The organism is Alteromonas sp. ABH4_457, assembly GCF_056160625.1.
In genome coordinates this window covers 298010-317993 of sequence record NZ_JBSWXN010000002.1, presented here as the reverse complement: position 1 = coordinate 317993, position 19984 = coordinate 298010, and the positions used below count along the sequence as shown (strand labels likewise).

The window sequence follows — 19984 nt, the reverse complement described above, 5'->3', positions numbered from 1 at the left end:
TATGAACAGGCAAGCTACCGTAGCACTGGCACTGGCACTGTGTCTGATGTCCGGGTTAACCACGACGGGTTACGCCCGGCAGTTCGCGGATGAGCAAAGCGGTCAGGATGATCTGTGGGAAGACATGGGGGATTGGGATGAAACGGTATCGCCATTCAACTGGTCCGGCTTTCTCGATGTTGCCGGCGGTACCCGGTTGCAGAGCGATCCTTACCATCCGGACAATACAACGCTGGCTGATGTGAGAATGCAGTTGCAGGGGGCGTACACGTTTTCTGAATCAAAAATCAGCTTTCGCGGCGATGCGTTGTACAACGGTGCGGAAGATAGCTGGCAGTCTCAAATCAGGGAATTGTACTGGCAGGGTAACTTAGGATTTTTGGGAGAAGCCGGCAAATCTGTCGACGTAAAAGCTGGTCAGCAGATCCTTACCTGGGGAACCGGCGACTATTTGTTTCTCAATGATTTGTTCCCGAAAGATTATCAGTCCTTCTTTGCCGGGCGGGACGATGACTATTTGAAGTATCCCTCGCTGTCCATGAAAGTGAGTGGTTACTTCAATGTTTTGAATGTGGATGTGGTGATAACGCCTGAGTTTGAACCTGACAATGGCATCGACGGTGATATTTTTTCTTACTTTAATCCGCAGACGGGTGGAAACACATCAGACAGACTGTCGGTCAGTAATGAAAATACACCTGATAAACCGGAATATGCACTGCGCCTCTACCGGACCCTTGCCGGTACTGAACTTGCGGTATACGGTTACAAAGGTTTCAGTAAATTGCCGCAAGCTGCTGATGTGGATGGCATGCCCCGTTACAGCGAACTGTCAGTGACAGGGTTCAGTGTAGTACGTGCCGTCGGACCTGGGCTGGGTAAACTGGAATACGCTTTTCACGATGGTGAAGATACATCGGGTAATGATCCCCGTTTGCCCAATGATCAAAGCCGCTTTCTGGTGGGGTATGAGCAGGAGCTGATAGCAAATCTGACAGGGGGTGTTCAGTGGTATACAGAGCTGACTCATGATTATGAAGCACTGATGACCAATTCGATGTGGCCACAATATGAACCGTCACAAAGGCGTCATGTGTTCACTACCCAATTGCGCTATCAGGCCTGGCGGCAAACCTTATCGTTGCAGGCTTTCAACTTCTATTCACCCACTGACGGGGATGGCTATCTGCGTCTGAAAGCAACCTGGTCACTGGTGGATACCTGGCAACTGAGCGGCGGGCTGAACCTGTTTTATGGTGACGAACTACACACGTTTTACAGTCAGTTCAGAGATGCCTCTAACGTCTATGCTTCATTTCGCTACTACTTCGGAGAATAATTGTGTCAGCAGAACGTGCTCTTACGGCTTTCGCAGGCTTTATGGTGTTATTAAGTGTTGCACTCACGTACTTCGTCAGCAGTTACTTTGTGTGGTTTACGGCTTTTATCGGTGCAAACCTGTTTCAGCAGAGCTTTACCGGCTTTTGCCCTGCAACCATTGTGTTAAGGAAATTCTTTGGTTTCAAAACGGAGAAAGAGCTGGCTTTTGCTGCCGGTCATAGTAAGTAGCCGGCCCAGGTTTCCCGCACCTTTAAAGCACCATGCCTTTGCATGGTGTTTTTTGAGTTATCCGCCCTCCTGTCTCTGTTAACCCCCTGTCTGACGAAAATTATCCATCGTGATATTGATTAGCATGCTAACTATATGCTTAAATGATTAGCATGCTAACTAATTGGATGTGCAGTGCAGATGGAAAACAATATCGGATGGTTACTGAGTCGTGCGGCGTTTGCCTGGCGGCACGCCGTAGACCACTACATGGCGGATCTTGGCCTGACTCAGTCCCGCTGGATCGCCATGCTACATCTCGACCGCACCGGTGAAGGATGCAGCCAGAGGGAACTGGCCGGTGATATAGGCATTGAACAGCCTTCGTTGCTACGCACGCTGAATTTGTTAGAAGAGGCCGGGCTCATACTCAGAAAGCCTTGTCCCGATGACGCCAGACGAAAAACCCTCTGGTTTACCGAAAAGGGCAGAGAACTCATGCAGGCCGTTGAGGCCAGAGCATTTGAGGGCCGCCAGCAGATGCTGCGTGGCCTGTCTGATGAAGAACGGTCAGTCTTTTACGTTCTGCTGAGTAAAGTCATCGATAACGCAAACCATATTTCTACTCCGGAGAATTCATGACCGCAGATGCACAATTTAACCGATGGATGCGCGGCGCATTAGTGCTGTTCATTGCCATTTGTGCTTACATTTTTATTGCCGATTTCAATATTCCCATGACACCTCATTCCATGGTGCAGCGTCCTGTTGTGACTGTGGCACCCAGAGTGTCGGGTGAAGTGATCAGCGTTGCTGTGCGAAACAATCAGCCGGTCCGTAAAGGGGACGTGCTGTTTAAAATTGACGGTACTGACTACGAACTGGCGGTGGAAAAAGCCCGCCTGGCATTGCGGGAAGCGCAGCAGACTAACGACAATTTGCACGCCCAGCTGGCCGAAGCTCAGGCAAGTATTATCGAATCACAAGTTACCCTTGCTGAAGACAAACGTGAACATAAGCGTTTAGCCTCATTAGCTGCTAAAAATCTGGTCAGTACCCAACTGGTTGATCAAAAAATGGCTGAAGTTGAAGCCGCCGGGGCAAGACTGCAGGCTGCACAGGAGCGTAAAAAAGCGTTACAGGTTGAGCTTGGTGATGAAGGAGAAGATAACCTGCGCCTTCGTATTGCTACAAATACACTTAAACAGGCTGAACTGGATCTGGCGCGAACAACTGTCGTAGCACCTGAAGACGGTGTCATTTCGAATCTGCAACTTTCGCCTGGCATCCAGGCTCAGGCAAATCAATCTTTGCTCTCGCTGGTGGTTACTGGTGAAGAACGTGTCGTTGCCGATTTTCGCGAAAAGAGCCTGAGTAAAATTGGCAATAGCGCAGATGCTTTGGTGGTATTTGATGCCCTTCCCGGGGAAGTGTTTCACGCTTCGGTTGTCAGTAAAGATTTGGGTGTGGCTACAGGACAACTTTTGCCGGACGGGAAGCTGGCCGAACCGGACGTATCCGACCGTTGGGTACGTGATGCCCAGCGTGTCCGTGTGTATGTTGCATTAACCGACCAGGCTCTGCCCGCCGATATGGTGAGCGGCGCACGGGCGACGGTGTTGCTGCAACGTCATGATGACGGCATCTTTAACTGGATAGGCGCAACGCAGATGAAGGTTGTCAGTCTGTTGCACTATATTTACTAAGATGGGTATCAGTAAGTTGTCCGGTTTTATACTGAAAAAGCAGCGTGACCATCGCTTTATTAATTCGGCCGGGGATTATTCTCCGCAGGATCAGCGTCGGGTGTTGCGCATAGCCCTTGGCAGCTGCGCCGGGTTTCTCATCAGTAAATACATGAACTGGCCGTACGGCGTATTTTTTGCTGTCTATCCCATGTTATTGCTGGGCATGTTGCCTAAGTTCGACCGCCTGATTGCCTGGCAGTTTATGGTAGGTGTGGCGGTGAATGTGGTGGAAATCTATCTGCTGAATGTGTTTTTCAAACATCATCCGGCTTTAATGATAATGGGTGTGTTTGCGGTATTTTTTGTTCATTTCAGGTTGATGGCAAAAGGTTCGCACTTTTTGCTCTGGGCCTCCGGGATAGTCACTCTCTCAGTGTTGCTCCATTTTTCAAGCTATCCGGATGCATCACTAACCGATATGACAATGGCGGCATTCCTCGCCACGCTGATATCCGTTATTTCTGCAGCGGTGCTTTACTGGCTGATTCCTGAGACTGATCCTATCGCACCGCCACCACTGCATAACGTGACGTTTGCACAGATTAATCACCGCACGCTGATGGGGGCGATTCTGGCGACGCTGTCATTCGTTGTCTTTCAAATTTTCGATTTGAAAGATTCCCTGTCTGCGCAGGTAGCAACGGTACTCGTGCTCTTTCCCATGACCTTCCGCGGCTCGCTGGAAAACTCCATGAAGCGGGCGAAAGGCGTAGCCTTAGGGTGTGCGCTGGGTATTACTGTGCAATTATTGATGTACGATCTGATCCGCTATCTTCCCCTGGTTGTGATTGCGATGTTTATCACCGTTATGCTCACGGCACGGCTGCATCTGATTGAACGCACCGGTTCAGGTATGGGCTTTGGTGCCTTAACCACCATCGGCATTTTGTTCGGGCAGTATCTTCAGCCCAATTCAGACATGCTGTACAGCAGTATGTACCGCTTTTCCTCTGTCGTTATCGCACTGTCACTTCTTATGAGCCTGGCGTGGCTGCTGGATGGTTTTTTAAATCGCTTCGCGATTACGCGAAATGTATGATGTAGTGATAATTGATTGAAGGAAAGCAGCAACCTTGGAAGTAGCAAGCTTTACAGATTTATTTACCGGAGGCGGGGCAGTATCCGCTGCTGTGGCGCTGGGACTGATTATTCTTGCAGGCCTTACGTCAATGATAACTGCCTCATTCGGTGTCGGGGGCGGTGTCATGCTGCTGGCGACCATGGCAACGGTTGTGCCGGTCGCCGCGTTGATCCCAGTGCACGGACTTGTTCAGTTAGGTTCTAACGGGAGCCGTTCATGGCTGACCCGTTCGCACATCGACTGGGCCATGGTGAAGTGGTTCAGCGGTGGTGCGCTGGCCGGGGCTGTTGCTGCGTCTTTCATTGTGGTGCAACTACCGCTAATCACCATTCAGTTTACTGTAGCGGGTTTTATCTTGTTTTTAGTGTGGGGACCAAAACCGGCGAAAAGGGAGCTGAGCAAAACCGGCCGTTGCATTGCCGGTGCGCTGACGACGGTTGCGACTATGTTTGTGGGCGCGACAGGGCCGCTGGTCGCCGGGTTTGTGCACCGGAATACCGACAACAAGATGACCCTCACCAGTACGTTTGCTACCTGTATGACATTTCAGCATCTGCTTAAAGCCTTTGTTTTCAGCTTTGCCGGATTTGCTTTTTTTCAGTGGTTGCCACTGGTAGTTGCTATGGTAGTCAGCGGCTTTACCGGCACCTGGCTGGGGTTGAAAGTGCTGAAAAAAGTGTCTGACGCGCGCTTTGCCCTACTGTTTAAAGTTATCGTTACCATACTGGCCCTGCGCCTAATCTGGCAGGCAGTGATGTCGCTCTAACGCCTGCTGAGCGTCAGGCCGTATCGCCGGAGTTTTCTGTAAAGTGTTCTGGTGCTTATGCCAAGCACGTCTGCCAGCGCTTCCGGCGTACCGTCGAAGGCAGAGATGATTTCAGACATGTACGCTTCCTCTGCTTCTTCCAGTGTTTTTAATCTGAGCGGGCCGGACTCCTGTTTGCTTTCCGGTACGGTCAGATGTGAAGGTAAGTCCGCCGGCGTGATGTGCTCATCAACCGATAACAGAGCCGCTTGTTCGGTGACGTTGCGCAATTCTCTGATATTGCCGGGAAATGCATAACGGCTGAGTACGGACAGGGCATCTTTGTTAAAGGCCTTCTTCGTGTGCCCGGCTTGCGTAAGGAATTGCCCGCATAGCGCAGGAATGTCTTCCCTGCGCTGGCGCAGAGAAGGCAGGGCGATGGGAAAGCCGGCAATCCGGTAATAGAGATCTTGTCTGAATTCGCCTTTCTCAACCAGCTGTTTAAGGTTTTTGTGCGTGGCGCAGACCAGCCTGAAATCAGAATGCTTCAGCTTCAGGCTGCCGACAGGACGGTAAGTTCCTGACTCCAGCAATCGCAGCAGCTTGATCTGCATACTCATTGGCACATCGCCAATTTCGTCAAAAAACACCGTACCGCCACTGGCCACGTCAATGAGCCCTTTTTTCGACGATGATGCGCCGGTAAATGCCCCTTTCTCGTGGCCGAACAGCTCTGATTCAAATAATGACTCAGTCAGTCCGGTGCATTCAATGACTACAAACGGTTTGTCTTTCCGCGGGCTGCTTTCGTGAATAGCGTGAGCGACAAGTTCTTTCCCTGTGCCTGTTTCTCCCTGCAATAACACGGCAATGTCTGCCGGTGCTGCGCGGCTGATTTGATGCAGCATATTCCTGAAAGACGGTGCACTGCCAATGAGTTTCGCATTACCGGCACGGGGAGAAGCGAAGGTGATTTGCTCCAGCACCTCCAGGTAGCCAAGCACCATGCCATCTTCGTCCTCCACCGGCTTCATTGTGATCTGGCAATGAGAATCGCCTGTGCGGGTTTTGTGATTGTGTACCACTGAGCTTGGTCTTTGTGTACTTTTGCATTCAGCAAGGGGGCAGTCTTCTCCGGCTTGATCACAGGGAACAGCATTGTTGTGAGACACGCTGAAGCAGGTACTTTTACCGGTGATGATGTGCTCTTCATAAGTGTCGCGGTAGAGCTGGTTAACCGCATGCACCACATAATCCGGCGTGATAAAAATCGCCGGCTTATCAATCGCATTGATCATCGACTGAATAATAGAAATGTTCACGTTTATGCCCCCTCAGTGAGTAATGACAATTATGTCACAAGATTTGTCAAAAATGACTTTGTTTTTCCGGTGAGAAAGCTTGCGTTGGATCAAATAGCGGCCTGTTCGAAGGGTGTAAGGTAGCGGCTATGAAATTTGCGATGTATCCGAAGTCGTCCGGTGGCTCAAACATCCCTGTTGTGTTCGTTATTCACGCTTTCTGCGCACAATAATTGCGGTTTTTGATTTATCTCACGCTTCTGTGATTGCCAACGTTACTCTGTGGCACGACTTCTGCTCTGCCAGTGATATTAAATTCGGCTACATCGTCGACATTTCGCCAAATTACTAATTAATCGGGAGATGTTCCTAATGAGCGATACATTACTGGAGTTATCGCGCTGGCAGTTTGCATTGACTGCTATGTTCCACTTTATCTTTGTACCCCTTACCTTAGGTATGACTTTCCTGCTTGCCATCATGGAATCGGTTTACGTGATGACCGGCAAGGAAATCTACAAACAGATGACCAAATTCTGGGGTAAGTTGTTCGGGATAAACTTTGCGATTGGTGTGGCTACCGGCCTCACCATGGAGTTCCAGTTCGGTATGAACTGGTCTTATTATTCACATTACGTGGGTGACATTTTTGGCGCGCCGCTGGCTATTGAAGGCCTGATGGCGTTTTTCCTTGAATCAACTTTCGTCGGACTGTTCTTCTTTGGCTGGGACCGCATGTCAAAAGTGAAGCACCTTATGGCTACCTGGCTGGTGGCTATCGGTTCTAACTTTTCGGCGCTTTGGATCCTTATCGCCAACGGCTGGATGCAAAACCCTGTGGGCGCTGACTTCAATGTTGAATCTATGCGGATGGAAATGACCAGCTTCGCTGACGTTATTTTTAATCCGGTGGCACAAGTGAAGTTTGTACACACTGTTTCTGCAGGCTATACAACAGGCGCAATGTTCGTGCTGGCTATCTCCAGTTATTACTTACTGAAACACAAGCATGTTGCGTTTGCCCGCCGCTCTTTTGCCATCGCTGCAAGCTTTGGTCTGGCGTCTGTGTTGTCAGTGATTATTCTGGGCGATGAAAGTGGATACGAAATCGGTGACGTGCAGAAAGTGAAACTTGCCGCCGTTGAAGCGGAGTACGAAACCCATCCTGCGCCTGCGCCATTCACCATCTTTGGTATTCCCAATGACGAAGAAGAGCGTATGGACTACGCCATTCAAATCCCTTACGCCATGGGCATCATCGCCACCCGAAGCTTTGATGAAGAAGTTACCGGCATTAAAGATTTGAAAGAGCAGCACCGTGTTCGCATTTTGTCCGGTGTGCAGGCATACAAGCACATGGATGCAGTGCGTGACGGTTCAGCTACGCCGGCTGAGCAGGCCCTGTTTGACGCAAATAAAGAAAACCTCGGTTATGCCATGCTGCTGCAACCCTTTACGCAGGATATTACGCGGCCTACACCTGAAGCGCTTGAGCGTGCCGTGGATTACAGTATTCCGCCTGTTGCACCGCTGTTTTATTCCTTCCGCTTAATGGTACTGGCAGGTTTTTTAATGCTGGCTCTTTTCGCGGCAGCGTTCTGGTACAGCACTAAACACCGCATTACTCAGCCCCGCTGGTTACTGAAATCAGCCCTCTACGGTTTACCTCTGCCCTGGATTGCCTGTGAAGCAGGCTGGTTCGTCGCCGAGTTTGGTCGTCAGCCATGGTCTATTGCAGAAGTACTGCCGGTCCACGTGTCTGTTTCCAATCTGAGTGTGGGCGATGTGGTATTCACCATGGTGGGCTACACCTTGTTCTACACCGTGATGTTCATTATCAGCTTCTACCTGATGAAGAAATTCGCCAAAAAAGGACCGGTTCCTCCCGGCGATGAACAGGATGAAGCAAGCGTAATTGGTTTAACTGAAAAAGGAGCAAACGCATGATCGATTATGAAGTGTTGCGGGTGATCTGGTGGGTCCTTGTCGGCGTGTTACTGATTGGCTTTGCCATTACCGACGGCTTTGATTTAGGTGTAGGTTCGCTGCTGACGATTATCGGGCGTACCGACGAAGAGCGCCGGGTGATGATTAATACCATCGGCCCGCACTGGGACGGCAACCAGGTGTGGTTCATTACGGCCGGCGGCGCTATTTTTGCTGCCTGGCCAATGATTTACGCTACTGCGTTCTCCGGCTTTTACATCGCGTTATTTCTTACGCTTGCTGCGTTATGGATGCGCCCCATCGGCTTCGATTACCGCAGTAAACTGCCCGGTGCGAAATGGCGTCAGCGTTGGGACTGGGCGTTGTTTGCCGGCGGATTTGTTCCGGCACTTATCTTTGGTGTTGCATTCGGAAACCTGCTGCAGGGTGTTCCTTATGAATTTGATAATACGTTGAAATCTACCTATACCGGCTCTTTCTTCGGGTTATTGAATCCCTTTGCCATCCTGACCGGTCTGGTATCCGTTGCATTACTGCTTAATCACGGTGCCACCTGGTTGCAAATGAAAACAGACGGTTTTGTTGAAGTGCGTGCCCGTGCTACCTCAGTGATCCTGTCTTTGGTGACTGTGGCGTTATTTATTCTGGCCGGGGTGTTTGTAGCCTTCGGTATCGACGGCTACGTGATGAGCTCTGTGGCAGACACTTATGCCGTCTCAAATCCGTTGCACAAAACCGTTGTCACTGAAACCGGCGCGTGGATGAACAACTATGGTACTTACCCCTGGATGATCATTGCACCTGTACTGGGTATTGCTGGTGGCCTGGCTTGCGCGGCCTTTTCAAAAGCAGGGCGTGCGGGATGGGCATTTGTGTCCAGTTCTGCCATGATAGCCGGCGTTATTTTAACGGCGGGGTTCTCAATGTTCCCGTTCCTGATGCCAAGCAGCACAATGCCGGATGCAAGTCTGACAATGTGGGATGCTACATCCAGTGAAATGACATTACGTGTGATGTTCTTCGTAGCCTGTGTATTTGTACCCATTGTACTGTCTTACACCATCTACGGGTTCTACGTGATGCGTGGAAGAGTTAAACAATCTGATTTAGATAAATCTCACGCGATTTACTAGGAGGCATTATGTGGTATTTCACCTGGATCCTTGGCATTTTACTGGCTTGTTCATTTGGCATTATCAACGCCATGTGGCTGGAGTCTACCGAGAACATGGACCGCCCTGATACTGAAGAATAAGGGATAATTTGAGTCGTTCCCTCTCACTTACCCGCTGGTTTCAGCAATCTGTCGCCACCGGAAACCCTGCTCCCCGCAGGGCTCTGGTGGCGCTTACCGTCCTCCACGTTTTACGTGATGCTGCGCTCATTGCGGCATACTGGGGTTTTGCTGCCATGGTGTCGCAGTGGATCATTGACGGGGTTGCCGCTTCGTCCTCACTGTTATGGTTTACTGCAATTTGCCTTGCCGGCGTGTGGCTGAGTCAGGGGTGCAGCATCTGGTTGAATCATCATGGCAGACTAAAACTGCTCTTTCGCTTACAGCAACAGCTATTGCGCACATTTGGCCGTCAGCAACATGCTTTAGTGCGTCAGCATTCAACCTTTCACTGGCAAACCTTGTGGCAAATGCACATCCCTGCTGTGGTGAACTGGCATTTTGATTACCGTGTTCAGCAACTGGTGGCGGTGGTAGTGCCGCTTTTTGCTCTTGTGGTCATTTTCAGTGTCAGCATAGTTGTGGGCGGGAGTTTGTTGATCACTTTACCCATTGTACCGCTGTTTATGATACTGGTTGGTAAAGGTGCCGCGGCATTGCACCGCAAGCATTTTATTGCTCTTGAGCGGCTGGGGTGGCTGTTTACAGACCAGATATCCGCGTTGCCGCTGTTGGCCATGTTTAACGCCCATGATGCACAGGCCAAACGGATAGATACTGCTGGCAAAAGCTTAAGAGAGCGCACCATGAAAGTGGTGTCGGTGGCGTTTTTGTCTACTACCGTACTGGATTTTTTCTCCACCCTCGCCGTTGCGTTAATTGCTGTGTATATCGGGTTTACATTGCTTGGCGAGTTTAATTTAGGAGAGACAATAAACCTTCAACAAGGTTTGTGGCTCTTATTAACTGCCCCTTTACTGCTATCTGAGATGAAGAAGCTGGGGCAGTTTTATCATCAAAAAGCGCAGGCTGAGTCTGCCATGGAGGCGATTCAGGATTTATTACATGATTCCCCGCCGGACGAAGCGCCCGCAAGCCATGGCGAAGTGCCAGCAACAAGGGACGAAGCTGCACCAATTACACTAACCGGAGAGCTCACCCGGTCACCTGCGTTAAGCACAAGTACGCTTACCGTCAACCCGGGTGACTGGATCCGTTTAAATGGTGCATCCGGTGCAGGAAAAACCGTGCTGATGGAGTTACTGAGCGGTCAGCGCCCGGGATTAGCAAAGCCGGTATCTGATTACGTTCTGCTTACGCAAACGCCAGTTATACTGCCGGGCACGGTAAGAGAGAACCTGTGTCTGGCTATGACCTGTTCTGACACGCAGTTACTTGCGGTATTGGACAGTGTGGAACTGGGGGCCTGGATCACTATGTTACCTGCGGGACTGGATACGCCAATGGGTGAGCATCCGCCTTTATCCGGTGGTCAGGCGCAGCGGCTGGCCATTGCCCGGTTGTTACTCCGGCAAGCACCGGTGTGGTTTCTGGACGAACCCACCGCCCATTTGCCTCAGTCTCAGCATGAAGCGATTTGTCAGATTATCCATCGTAACTGTCAGCAGGCAACTGTCATCTGGGCATCGCACAAGCCATTGCCATCTCACTGGTTCAGCGCGCACTGGCTGATAAAAGATGGCCATGTCTGCGATACCGCAAGCGCAGAATTATCCGGAACAGAGGGTGAGACAACAGGAGCAGACGAATGAAGCAAATCCCCGTAGTCAGCTTATTGCTTGCCATTGCTCACACCAGTGCCGGACTGCTCATTCTTATATTCTCAAGCTGGTTCATTGCGGCATGCGCACTGATGCCGGTTAACTTAAATTATATGCTGCCGGCAGTCATCATCCGCGCCCTGGCGCTGGTACGTATTGGTGCCGGCTACGGACACATGTGGCTGGCGCATCACGATTTACTGGGACGTACCACGGTGCTTCGCAGTGAACTGTTCAGCAAGCTGAAAGACCATGTATTACATGAAAAAGCAGGCGATGTGGAAAAGCTTGCCGCGCAAACTGAACTGTTGTCCTCGGTATGGGTGGGATGGGTTGCCCATCAGGCAAGCGCGGTTGTGCTGGTTATTCTGGCAACGGGCATTGTCACGCAACTGGCGCTGCCCGGCACGTTGGCGATGCGGGTCATGGCGGGCCTCTGGCTTGTACTTACACTGTGGCTTGTAGTGTACGGACTTAATCAGTCAGCGAAACAAACCGCTGAAGAAAAGCGTTTCCGGTTCGGTTCAGAGCATTTCTTTAACAGTAGCAGTTTGTGGCATTTATCTGTTAATCGTCGCAACCCTCATTTTGCCTCTGCTCCCGGGCTGGATAAAGTGTGGCGTCATCAGTTTGCCACGGACGTAGCCGGACAATGGGCATTATGGTTGCTGCATGGCTGTGCTATCCTGGCGCTGGTGGCCTTGTTTGCTTTCAATCAGGATAAGGGATTTGGCGACCCGGCATCACTGATTGTTCCCATGTTGCTACTGAGTATTACCGACTGGCTCGGACGGTCAGTGACGACTGCCGCACACCTTGGGCGCTACCGCCAGGCGAAAAGTGCGTTGGCTCAATCAGGAGCCATAGCCTTGCCGGCCATTCACGACACCCAACCCCGGGGGCAAATTCAACTGGAAAGCTTTCAGGCTGTAAACGTCTTGTCAGGTATCGATGCAACTTTGCCTGTTAAAGGTCTGGTTGTGTTATCCGGGCCCTCCGGCTGCGGTAAGTCATCGTTACTTAAAGCACTGGCCGGTCTGGTACAGGCGAAAGGTGATTTGCGTTTTGATGGTGATATTGTGCCGGCCGGCAGACGCAAGGGTTGGGTGTATGCTGAGCAGTCGCCGGTATTACTGGAGGCCACATTAAGAATGAATCTGGTGCCGGATGAGTCTGTTCAAAGCGACCGGGCACTGAATAATGCGCTTTCTCAATTCGGTCTGGGGCACTTCTCACAACTGGACGAGTGGCTGGGACAGGGAGGCAGAGTACTCTCCGGTGGCGAGGCAAGACGTGTATCGTTAAGCCGGACTTTGCTCGCTTCGCCAAAGGTCTGGCTGGTTGATGAGCCCTTTGAAGGGCTGGATACCGGCAATCAGCAATATGTCGCCGCCGGACTGACTGCGGCTGCAGAAAATGCGCTGGTAATTATCGCTACCCATGTCACACCGGAAGATATCCGGCGTTCTGCAGACCAATGGATTGAAATGTAACAGGTTTGCCAGCAAACTGGGGGCAGCTTTTAATAAAACTGCCGGAGACGCTTTTGCATTCCCACGATCATCATCACGGACACCACCACGGGCATCATCATGTCAGCGACGGGCAGCGCATCGGCTGGGCGTTCTGGCTAAACTTTATCTTCACGATCATCGAATTTATCGGCGGCTGGCTCACTAACTCCGTGGCAATTATGGCTGATGCCGTTCACGACTTAGGGGATTCGCTATCCATAGGCCTGGCCTGGTATCTCAGCAAAGTAGGGCACAAAAAAGCCGACGAACAATACACTTATGGTTACAAGCGCCTGAGTTTGCTGGGCGCGATGATCAATGGGCTGATTTTGATTGTGGGTTCCGTTTGGGTGTTATCGGAAGCCATTCCCCGTTTGTGGGCACCTGAAATGCCCGTGACTGAAGGCATGATTGCGCTGGCGATTTTAGGGATCGTGGTCAATGGCGTAGCCGCTTACAAGCTGTCTGGCGGAAACACGCTTAATGAAAAGGTACTGAACTGGCACTTACTGGAAGATGTACTCGGGTGGGTTGCCGTACTGATCGTGGGGATTGTGCTTCAATTCGTAAACTGGCCGGTGCTTGACCCTCTACTCTCGGTGCTGTTTACCCTGTTTATTTTGTTCAATGTAGGCCGCTACGTTTATCAGACAGTACGCTTATTTTTACAGGGCAGTCCGGATGCTAAACAACAGCAGGAAATTCACTCTGCATTATTATCTGTTGAACACGTCAGCAACCTTCACCATGTTCATTTCTGGTCTCTTGACGGCGAACAGCATGTGCTGACTGCTCACATTGAGCTCGCCTGCGACGTGGATGCCGCCACAGCCCGGGCCCTTAAAAAGCAAATAGACGACAAGCTCTCCGGATTTAATCTGGCACATACCACCATCGAACTTGAAATGCCCGGCGAGGTCTGCCGCGATACTGATGACCATGACCATGACCATGACCATGACCATAAAGGTTGATTTGCGGAAATAAAACAAAGAAAAGGCGCTGATTAGCGCCTTTGTTAGTTCTGTAGTTACATCAGCTTTTCAAGGGTGATGGGCAATTCCCTGACCCGTTTACCTGTTGCATGATAAACCGCGTTGGCTATTGCGGCAGCGAGGCCGGTGATGCCTATTTCTCCAAGACCCTTTGCGCCCACTTCACTGAAGTTATAGTCGGGCTTATCGAGAAATATTACCTCCAGCTCATCAGGCATATCACCGTGAACAGGCATCAGGTACTCCGCGATATTGTTGTTAACGGGGAGGCCGGTCCGCTCGTCATATTCGGTGTGTTCAAACATCGCCATGCCGATACCCATCACAATGGCACCTTCAACCTGGTTAGCTGCTGTTTTGTGGTTAACAATTTTGCCCACGTCAATGGCACTGACCACACGGGATACCCGTAAGTCGGCGATTTCAGGATCCCAGCGAATTTCCACAAAGTGAGCGCCGAATACGCGGCTGGAGTAGCCTTCTTTCATAGCGCCATCGGTACTGCCTTCGCCTTCCGCGCTTCCTGCCTTAATGGCCTTGAGGATGTCGCTGAACGACCGCGCGGTGCCTGATTGCGAAGAAAGTTGCCCGTTTTTAAATGTAAGGTCTTCTTCACTTTCACCGGCAAAAGGAGACTTGTCCATCACCGCATAGGTTTTCAGTTCGGATATGGCATTCTCACAGGCTTGCTTCACTGCAGGAAGCAAACTGGCTGTTGCCCATGAGCCACCGGAAAGCGGGCCGGCCACTAAGTCAGAATCACCGATTTTAACTTCTACTTTTTCCACCGGTATGCCTGTAGCGGCAGATACGGTTTGAGCCATGACATTGTACGTGCCGGTACCAATGTCCTGCACCGCACATGACACACGTACCTTACCATTAGCTAAAAAGGAAACCCTGGCTTTGCTGGATGACTTCATCGCATCCCAGGCACATGCTGCTACACCCCAGCCAAGGATGTCTTTACCATCGCGCATAGAACCCGGTTCCGGATTGCGTTTATCCCAGCCGAATTTAGCCGCGCCTTTGTCGTAGGCTTCTAAGATGTTGATATCAGACCAGGGTAAGTCTTCTACCTGATTACGATCAGTGAAGTTTTTCCGGCGTAAGGTCAGCGGATCCATATTCATCGCCACAGCCAGTTCATCCATGGCTGATTCCAGCGCAAAGATACCCGGCGCGGCACCCGGCGCCCTCATAGCGGCAGGGCTGCCGGTGTTCATCTGAATTACGCTGTTGGCAATATCCACATTGGGGCATTGATAAAAAATCGGCGCGGTACGGCCGGCGGTTTCCACCCGTATATCAATTTCTGATGTGCTGTTAAGCGTATGCTGAGTCATAGACGTCAGATTACCCTCAGCATCGGCACTGATTTTAAAGGTTTGCTCTGTGGCCGAACGGTGCCCTGTGGTGGTAAACATCTGCGCTCTGGGGACCATGAAATGTACCGGCTTACCCACTTCCCGCGAAATCGCCGCCGTGGCAATACAATGGGGCCAGGTGAACAACTTACCACCGAATCCTGAACCTAAAAACGGCGTACGCACCACGACATTCTCAGGAACCAGACCAAATACCCTTGCGAGGGTGTTACGGCTGAATGTCACGCCTTGTGTGGCTTCGTAAACCACCAGCTTGCCGTCTTCCCACTGCGCCGCTGTGGCATGCATTTCCATAGGGTTGTGGGTTTCAAAAGGTGTGGTGTAAACCGCTTCGTGCTGATAAGCCGATTGGGTGAAGGCTGCTTCAGCGTCTCCACGGCTTTTCTCAGAAGGCTTCTGCTCTATGGGTGATACACCTGCCGCTCTGGCCTGTTTTATAGAGGTCACAGATTGTGCTTCTGAATAGGTGACTTTCACCTTCAATGCGGCTTCGCGGGCTTTCGCAAAGCTGTTCGCCACAACATAAGCGACAAGCTGACCGGCATAATAGATGGTGTCATCTTCAAAGGGCAGACGGCTCTCATCAACTTTAAGCCCCTTGGCCATGTTCGCAGGCACATGGTAAAGCTTGTCTGTAAAGTGGTTGTGGTGAAACACATCTACGACTCCCGGCATTTGTCTGGTCGCCGAGGTATCGAGGGATGTGATTTTTCCCTTAGCGATAGTGCTGTACACACCGTAGCCGTAAAGCATTCCGGGCAGATGGTTATCGGCAGAATATTTTGCCCTTCCGGTCAGCTTATCCGGTCCGTCGACGCGGGGAAGGGCGGCGCCCATGATGTCGCTGGCATTTAAGTCAATAGTCATGGTGTCCTCCTACGCGGTGATGGTTTTAAGGCTGCGGACAATCGCTTGTTGTCCCAGTGGAATTTTAAACCCGTTCTGAGACTGGGGCCTGGCTGCCACAAAAGCGATAGCTGCTGCCTTTTCAAATGCCGCCTGAGACGGTGTTTTACCCTTCAACGATTGCTCTGCCTCAAAGGCACGCCAGGGCCTTGTACCTACTCCGCCCATCGCAATGCGGGCGTCGCTGATGGTTGAGCCCGAGAGGGACACAATTACGGCACTGGAAGCCAGCGCAAACTGATAAGACGCTCTGTCTCTCAGTTTCAGGTAGTGTGACCGGTTGTCCGGCAAGGGCTTGTCTAAAATAACGTGGGTGATGAGTTCGCCCGGGGCCAGATCGTGCTCTTTGTCCGGACTGCTGCCCGGCAGCAAATGAAAGTCGGTAAAAGGAATTTCCCTCTCTCCTTCAGGGCCGGATACTAAAATCGTGGCACCAATGGCGGCCATCGCCACACACATGTCTGACGGATGACTGGCAATGCAGTGTTCGCTGGTGCCCAGCACTGCGTGAACAGAACGGTTATTACCTTTTATGGCAGAGCAACCGCTACCCGGTGCCCTTTTGTTACAGGGCGATACGCCGTCGCGGTAGTACGGGCAGCGTACTTTCTGCATAACATTGCCGCCGGTAGTGGCTTTGTTCCGTAAAGAAGTTGAAGCACCGGAGAGCAAGGCTTCTGATAAAACAGCGTAACGGGCCTTCACTTCAGGATGCCAGGCAAGGTCGTTATTGGTGACCAGCGCGCCAATTTTAAGCCGCCCGTCTTTTAATTTTTCAATGTCGTAAAGTGGCAGGCTGTTGATATCCACCAGGGTATCAGGCTGCATTACATCCAGCTTCACCAGATCAATAAGGGTCGAGCCGCCGGCCAGAAATGCATTGGCTTGTGTCGCTTTTGCTTTTACTGCCTGTGCGGTATCTTCTGCTCTTACGTAGGAAAATTGTCGCATGATGCCTCCTTACACGTGTTTGCTGGCTTGCTGCATAGCAGAAAGAATATTCTTGTACGCACCACACCGGCAGATGTTGCCGCTCATAGCTTCCCGCCAGGCTTCAGGACTGGCCGGAATATCATCACTGCGAATCACATAATCTGCGGTCATCATCTGTCCGGCAGTACAGTAGCCGCACTGAAAGGCATCATTTTCGTGAAAGGCTTTTTGCACCGCACTCATCTCACCATTTTCTGATAATCCTTCGATGGTGGTGATGTCATCGCCATCGTGCATCACCGCCAGACTCAAACAGCTGTTAATGACTTTGCCGTTCACATGCAGGTTGCAGGCACCGCACTGACCGTGGTCACAGCCTTTCTTGGTACCGGTCAGTTGCAGGTCGTCACGAAGTACATCAAGTAACACTGCATTAGGTTGGACTTTCATTTTTCTGGCTTCACCATTGATCTTGAGGGTGATGGCTACTTTCGACAGCGCTTCCGGGTCGTTTGCTTCAATGGCTGATTCCGGTGCTGAGGTACTTCTTGCAGCGCAACCACTTGCCGCAACCGCAACGCCGGATACGCCAACGCCCTTAAGAAAGTTCCGGCGTGAGCGGGACGCCGTGCTGTTTTTAAAAACTTCTCCGTTTTTCTGATATGGCTTCAACTTATCTTGTGCCATGGATCACTCCTGTTCGGTCTGTGGTGAGGGTGGTGCATAAATGCCAGTGAAATTCACAAGAAAAACTCAGTGTGGAATGGTGAACTGATGCATAAACTTTCACTGTAACGGTCCACATGCCTACGGGGACGGTGTATGGCTGAGATCAACCTGTGCGGATGGAAAGGACGGGATAGACCTGCTCGCATTATTTTAGTTTATTAAAATCAATTTGTTAGCGATTGATGAAGAGAACTAATAGGCGAAAGTTTAATGATTCATTGATCTTTATCCGCGTGATAAATCCGCAATTTGTGGTGCTTTTCATTTACAGAAACTAACGGTGCTTGTGTCTGCTGTGATGTACAGATACGAATGGTTTACTGATATTAGTTTTCAGTGTGCTCTTTAGCCGGCAGTGACGAACAGGTATGCTGAGTATGTTTCCTCAATACAACGACAGGACGAATAACGATGACAAAAACCGAACCTATGGAAACGACGTTTGACGTGCGCTTTTATGAAACAGACGGGCTTGGTCACGTGGGTAACACCGTGCATGTGGGATGGCTGGAAGCCGCAAGAGATCCTCTATTCCGGCTGTTTGTACCAGACCTGGACTTAACCGCCTGGCCACTGATTCTGGCCAGCTACAAGGTCGACTTTCTGAAGCAAATTTATTACGGAAAATCCGTCACCGTGAAAACATGGGTAGGGCGCCTGGGGAGCAGTTCTTTTGATGTGTATCAGGAGATCTGGCAGGAGGGTGAGCACTGCGCAACGGGAACGACCACTATGGTGCATTTCAATTACAACACGCAAAAAGCCGAACCTGTTCCTGATGCAGTAAGGGAAAAGATGCAGACTTGGTTGAAGGACTAGTCGATGTACGGAAAAGACACAGATTTTATTACGGTAACAGACGACGTCCTGTCACCGGAGCTATGTAAAGATATCATCGCCGCATTTGATGGCAGCGCTAACCTTGCTCCCGGCAAAACCGGCGGAGGGATTGATACTGACAAAAAGCGCAGCACAGATGTTTCCTTCACTCAGGATCCAGTATTCCAACCCTTTCACAAAGAGGTGATGACGAAAACGGGAAATGAACTGTTAAAGTATATTGATGAGTATTTCTTTGCGCTGGTAGGGCCCATTGGCCTGACAGTGAGACATCCGCAAACCGGGCAACCGGTGAAGCTTACCGGCGACAACTATGCGGAAGTGGGGCGCCCGAATCTGGCTAATATGGTGAATTATTTGTTCAGGATCGGAGATATCAATACCCAGCGTTATAAAGCCGCAGAAGGGGGTTACCCGTACTGGCATTCAGAAGTCTATCCGCAACTTCAACACAATGATGCCCTGCACCGCGTTATGCTGTTTATGTTTTACTTAAATGATGTAGAAGAAGGCGGGGAAACGGATTTCTACTATCAGGGAAAAAGTATCGAGCCTAAAGCAGGCAGAATGGTGATTGCCCCCGCTCATTTTACCCATACTCACCGGGGCAATATTCCGGTGAGTAATGATAAATACATCCTCACTTCATGGATGCTGTTTAACCGCGCTGAACAAATTTATACGCAGTAATTTCTGCGTATTATGCTGGAGGATCAGTACGCGGTGACGGAAACACCGGTCATACGGTAGCCCACTGAGGCGATATCACCTTTCCAGCCTTCGGTAGAAAGGGTGCCGGTTACCCAGATGGCGTCGTATAAATCTTCGATGGCGACGCCTTTTTCAAAGGTCACATGCACGATTTGGTTGGATGCCGGTGGTGGAACGTGAATACATGCGCCGAAATAGGGAACCAGTAAAAATTCTGTGGTCAGTTCGTCAGTACCTTCCAGCGGCACCACAAACCCCGGAATTTTAACCAGCTTATCATTGTACTTTTCAACCACTGGCGCATCAGGCTGCAATTGCGCCATGGTACTTTCGTGGCTGGCAACCGGCGGCGGAGCGAGTTCGTTAAAGCCCGGCGGGACCAAATCTTCCCAGTAAACCTCTTCTGGTTCGTTTGCCAGTGCTGGCATTGCCATGACTGAGATGATCAGGGTTAGCATTGCGGTGATTTTGTGTGATAAAGCCATAGTTCACTCTTGTCGTTATTACTCAGTCGCCGGAGGCAGCATTTCAGGATACAGATACTATTATCGCATGGATCCCTGAAGGGGAAAGTGCCGTTCAGCGATGGCTGATGCCTGATAGACGAAAGATACAAAAAAGCGGCGTGTCCTTAACGGATCAC

General features: G+C 50.8%; 19 protein-coding genes. 14 read left to right on the top strand and 5 right to left on the bottom strand.

From position 1 onward, the window contains the following. Position 1: 1 nt before the first annotated feature. The 6 genes from ACXAGR_RS04590 to ACXAGR_RS04565 all read left to right on the top strand — a co-directional run bounded on the left by ACXAGR_RS04590 (position 2) and on the right by ACXAGR_RS04565 (position 5143). Positions 2–1339: a hypothetical protein gene (locus ACXAGR_RS04590; RefSeq protein WP_474848382.1), complete on the top strand. Its 1338-nt coding sequence runs from the start codon at positions 2–4 to the stop codon at positions 1337–1339. Between the two features lie 2 nt (positions 1340–1341). Then, a complete protein-coding gene (locus ACXAGR_RS04585; protein ID WP_474841750.1) occupies positions 1342–1569 on the top strand; it encodes a YgaP family membrane protein in 228 nt (75 codons plus the stop codon). A 180-nt stretch (positions 1570–1749) separates the two neighbouring features. Next, positions 1750–2190, top strand: coding sequence for a MarR family transcriptional regulator (locus ACXAGR_RS04580; protein ID WP_474848380.1), 441 nt, complete (start codon positions 1750–1752; stop codon positions 2188–2190). After that, positions 2187–3254 carry an HlyD family secretion protein gene (locus ACXAGR_RS04575; protein WP_474848378.1) on the top strand — a complete coding sequence of 356 codons (1068 nt, stop codon included), beginning with the start codon at positions 2187–2189 and terminating at the stop codon, positions 3252–3254. Before ACXAGR_RS04580 ends, ACXAGR_RS04575 begins: the two co-directional genes overlap by 4 nt. Position 3255: 1 nt before the next feature. Further along, positions 3256–4335 (top strand): DUF2955 domain-containing protein, encoded by a 1080-nt coding sequence (locus ACXAGR_RS04570; protein WP_474848376.1) that lies wholly within the window; start codon positions 3256–3258, stop codon positions 4333–4335. 34 nt (positions 4336–4369) lie between these two features. After that, positions 4370–5143, top strand: a complete 774-nt coding sequence (locus ACXAGR_RS04565) for a TSUP family transporter (protein ID WP_474848374.1) — start codon at positions 4370–4372, stop codon at positions 5141–5143. Here the strand turns inward: ACXAGR_RS04565 and ACXAGR_RS04560 are convergent. Beyond that, complete coding sequence (locus ACXAGR_RS04560) at positions 5140–6420, bottom strand: sigma-54 interaction domain-containing protein (protein ID WP_474848817.1); 1281 nt, start codon at positions 6418–6420, stop codon at positions 5140–5142. The genes ACXAGR_RS04565 and ACXAGR_RS04560 overlap by 4 nt on opposite strands. A 375-nt stretch (positions 6421–6795) precedes the next feature. On the opposite strand from ACXAGR_RS04560, the gene ACXAGR_RS04555 reads away from it, so the two are divergent. The 6 genes from ACXAGR_RS04555 to ACXAGR_RS04530 are packed head-to-tail and all read left to right on the top strand — an operon-like array spanning position 6796 to position 13813. After that, entirely contained in the window at positions 6796–8370 is a 1575-nt protein-coding gene (locus ACXAGR_RS04555; RefSeq protein ID WP_349590170.1) for a cytochrome ubiquinol oxidase subunit I, read from the top strand. Then, positions 8367–9503: a cytochrome d ubiquinol oxidase subunit II gene (gene cydB / locus ACXAGR_RS04550; protein WP_474848372.1), complete on the top strand. Its 1137-nt coding sequence runs from the start codon at positions 8367–8369 to the stop codon at positions 9501–9503. The genes ACXAGR_RS04555 and cydB overlap by 4 nt, the downstream gene beginning before the upstream one ends. 8 nt (positions 9504–9511) lie before the next feature. Then, the gene (gene cydX / locus ACXAGR_RS04545) at positions 9512–9625 is read left to right on the top strand and encodes a cytochrome bd-I oxidase subunit CydX (protein WP_119502908.1); all 114 of its coding nucleotides are present in this window, start codon (positions 9512–9514) and stop codon (positions 9623–9625) included. 8 nt (positions 9626–9633) lie between these two features. Beyond that, positions 9634–11316, top strand: coding sequence for an ABC transporter ATP-binding protein/permease (locus ACXAGR_RS04540; RefSeq protein WP_474848370.1), 1683 nt, complete (start codon positions 9634–9636; stop codon positions 11314–11316). Beyond that, positions 11313–12818 carry an ATP-binding cassette domain-containing protein gene (locus ACXAGR_RS04535; RefSeq protein WP_474841735.1) on the top strand — a complete coding sequence of 502 codons (1506 nt, stop codon included), beginning with the start codon at positions 11313–11315 and terminating at the stop codon, positions 12816–12818. Before ACXAGR_RS04540 ends, ACXAGR_RS04535 begins: the two co-directional genes overlap by 4 nt. A gap of 53 nt (positions 12819–12871) precedes the next feature. Further along, positions 12872–13813, top strand: coding sequence for a cation diffusion facilitator family transporter (locus tag ACXAGR_RS04530; RefSeq protein ID WP_474848368.1), 942 nt, complete (start codon positions 12872–12874; stop codon positions 13811–13813). A gap of 56 nt (positions 13814–13869) precedes the next feature. Here the strand turns inward: ACXAGR_RS04530 and ACXAGR_RS04525 are convergent, their stop codons facing one another. Genes ACXAGR_RS04525 through ACXAGR_RS04515 form a run of 3 tightly spaced genes read right to left on the bottom strand, consistent with a single transcriptional unit; the run spans position 13870 to position 17748 of the window. Next, the gene (locus ACXAGR_RS04525; RefSeq protein ID WP_474848366.1) at positions 13870–16089 is read right to left on the bottom strand and encodes a xanthine dehydrogenase family protein molybdopterin-binding subunit; all 2220 of its coding nucleotides are present in this window, start codon (positions 16087–16089) and stop codon (positions 13870–13872) included. A gap of 9 nt (positions 16090–16098) precedes the next feature. Further along, the gene (locus ACXAGR_RS04520; RefSeq protein WP_474848364.1) at positions 16099–17079 is read right to left on the bottom strand and encodes an FAD binding domain-containing protein; all 981 of its coding nucleotides are present in this window, start codon (positions 17077–17079) and stop codon (positions 16099–16101) included. 9 nt (positions 17080–17088) lie between these two features. Then, complete coding sequence (locus ACXAGR_RS04515; protein WP_474848362.1) at positions 17089–17748, bottom strand: 2Fe-2S iron-sulfur cluster-binding protein; 660 nt, start codon at positions 17746–17748, stop codon at positions 17089–17091. 453 nt (positions 17749–18201) lie between these two features. On the opposite strand from ACXAGR_RS04515, the gene ACXAGR_RS04510 reads away from it, so the two are divergent. Continuing rightward, complete coding sequence (locus ACXAGR_RS04510; RefSeq protein ID WP_474841725.1) at positions 18202–18609, top strand: acyl-CoA thioesterase; 408 nt, start codon at positions 18202–18204, stop codon at positions 18607–18609. A gap of 3 nt (positions 18610–18612) precedes the next feature. Then, entirely contained in the window at positions 18613–19320 is a 708-nt protein-coding gene (locus ACXAGR_RS04505; protein WP_474841723.1) for a 2OG-Fe(II) oxygenase, read from the top strand. A gap of 23 nt (positions 19321–19343) precedes the next feature. Here the strand turns inward: ACXAGR_RS04505 and ACXAGR_RS04500 are convergent, their stop codons facing one another. Further along, positions 19344–19799, bottom strand: a complete 456-nt coding sequence (locus tag ACXAGR_RS04500; protein WP_474842379.1) for a DUF3299 domain-containing protein — start codon at positions 19797–19799, stop codon at positions 19344–19346. Between the last annotated feature and the right edge of the window lie 185 nt (positions 19800–19984).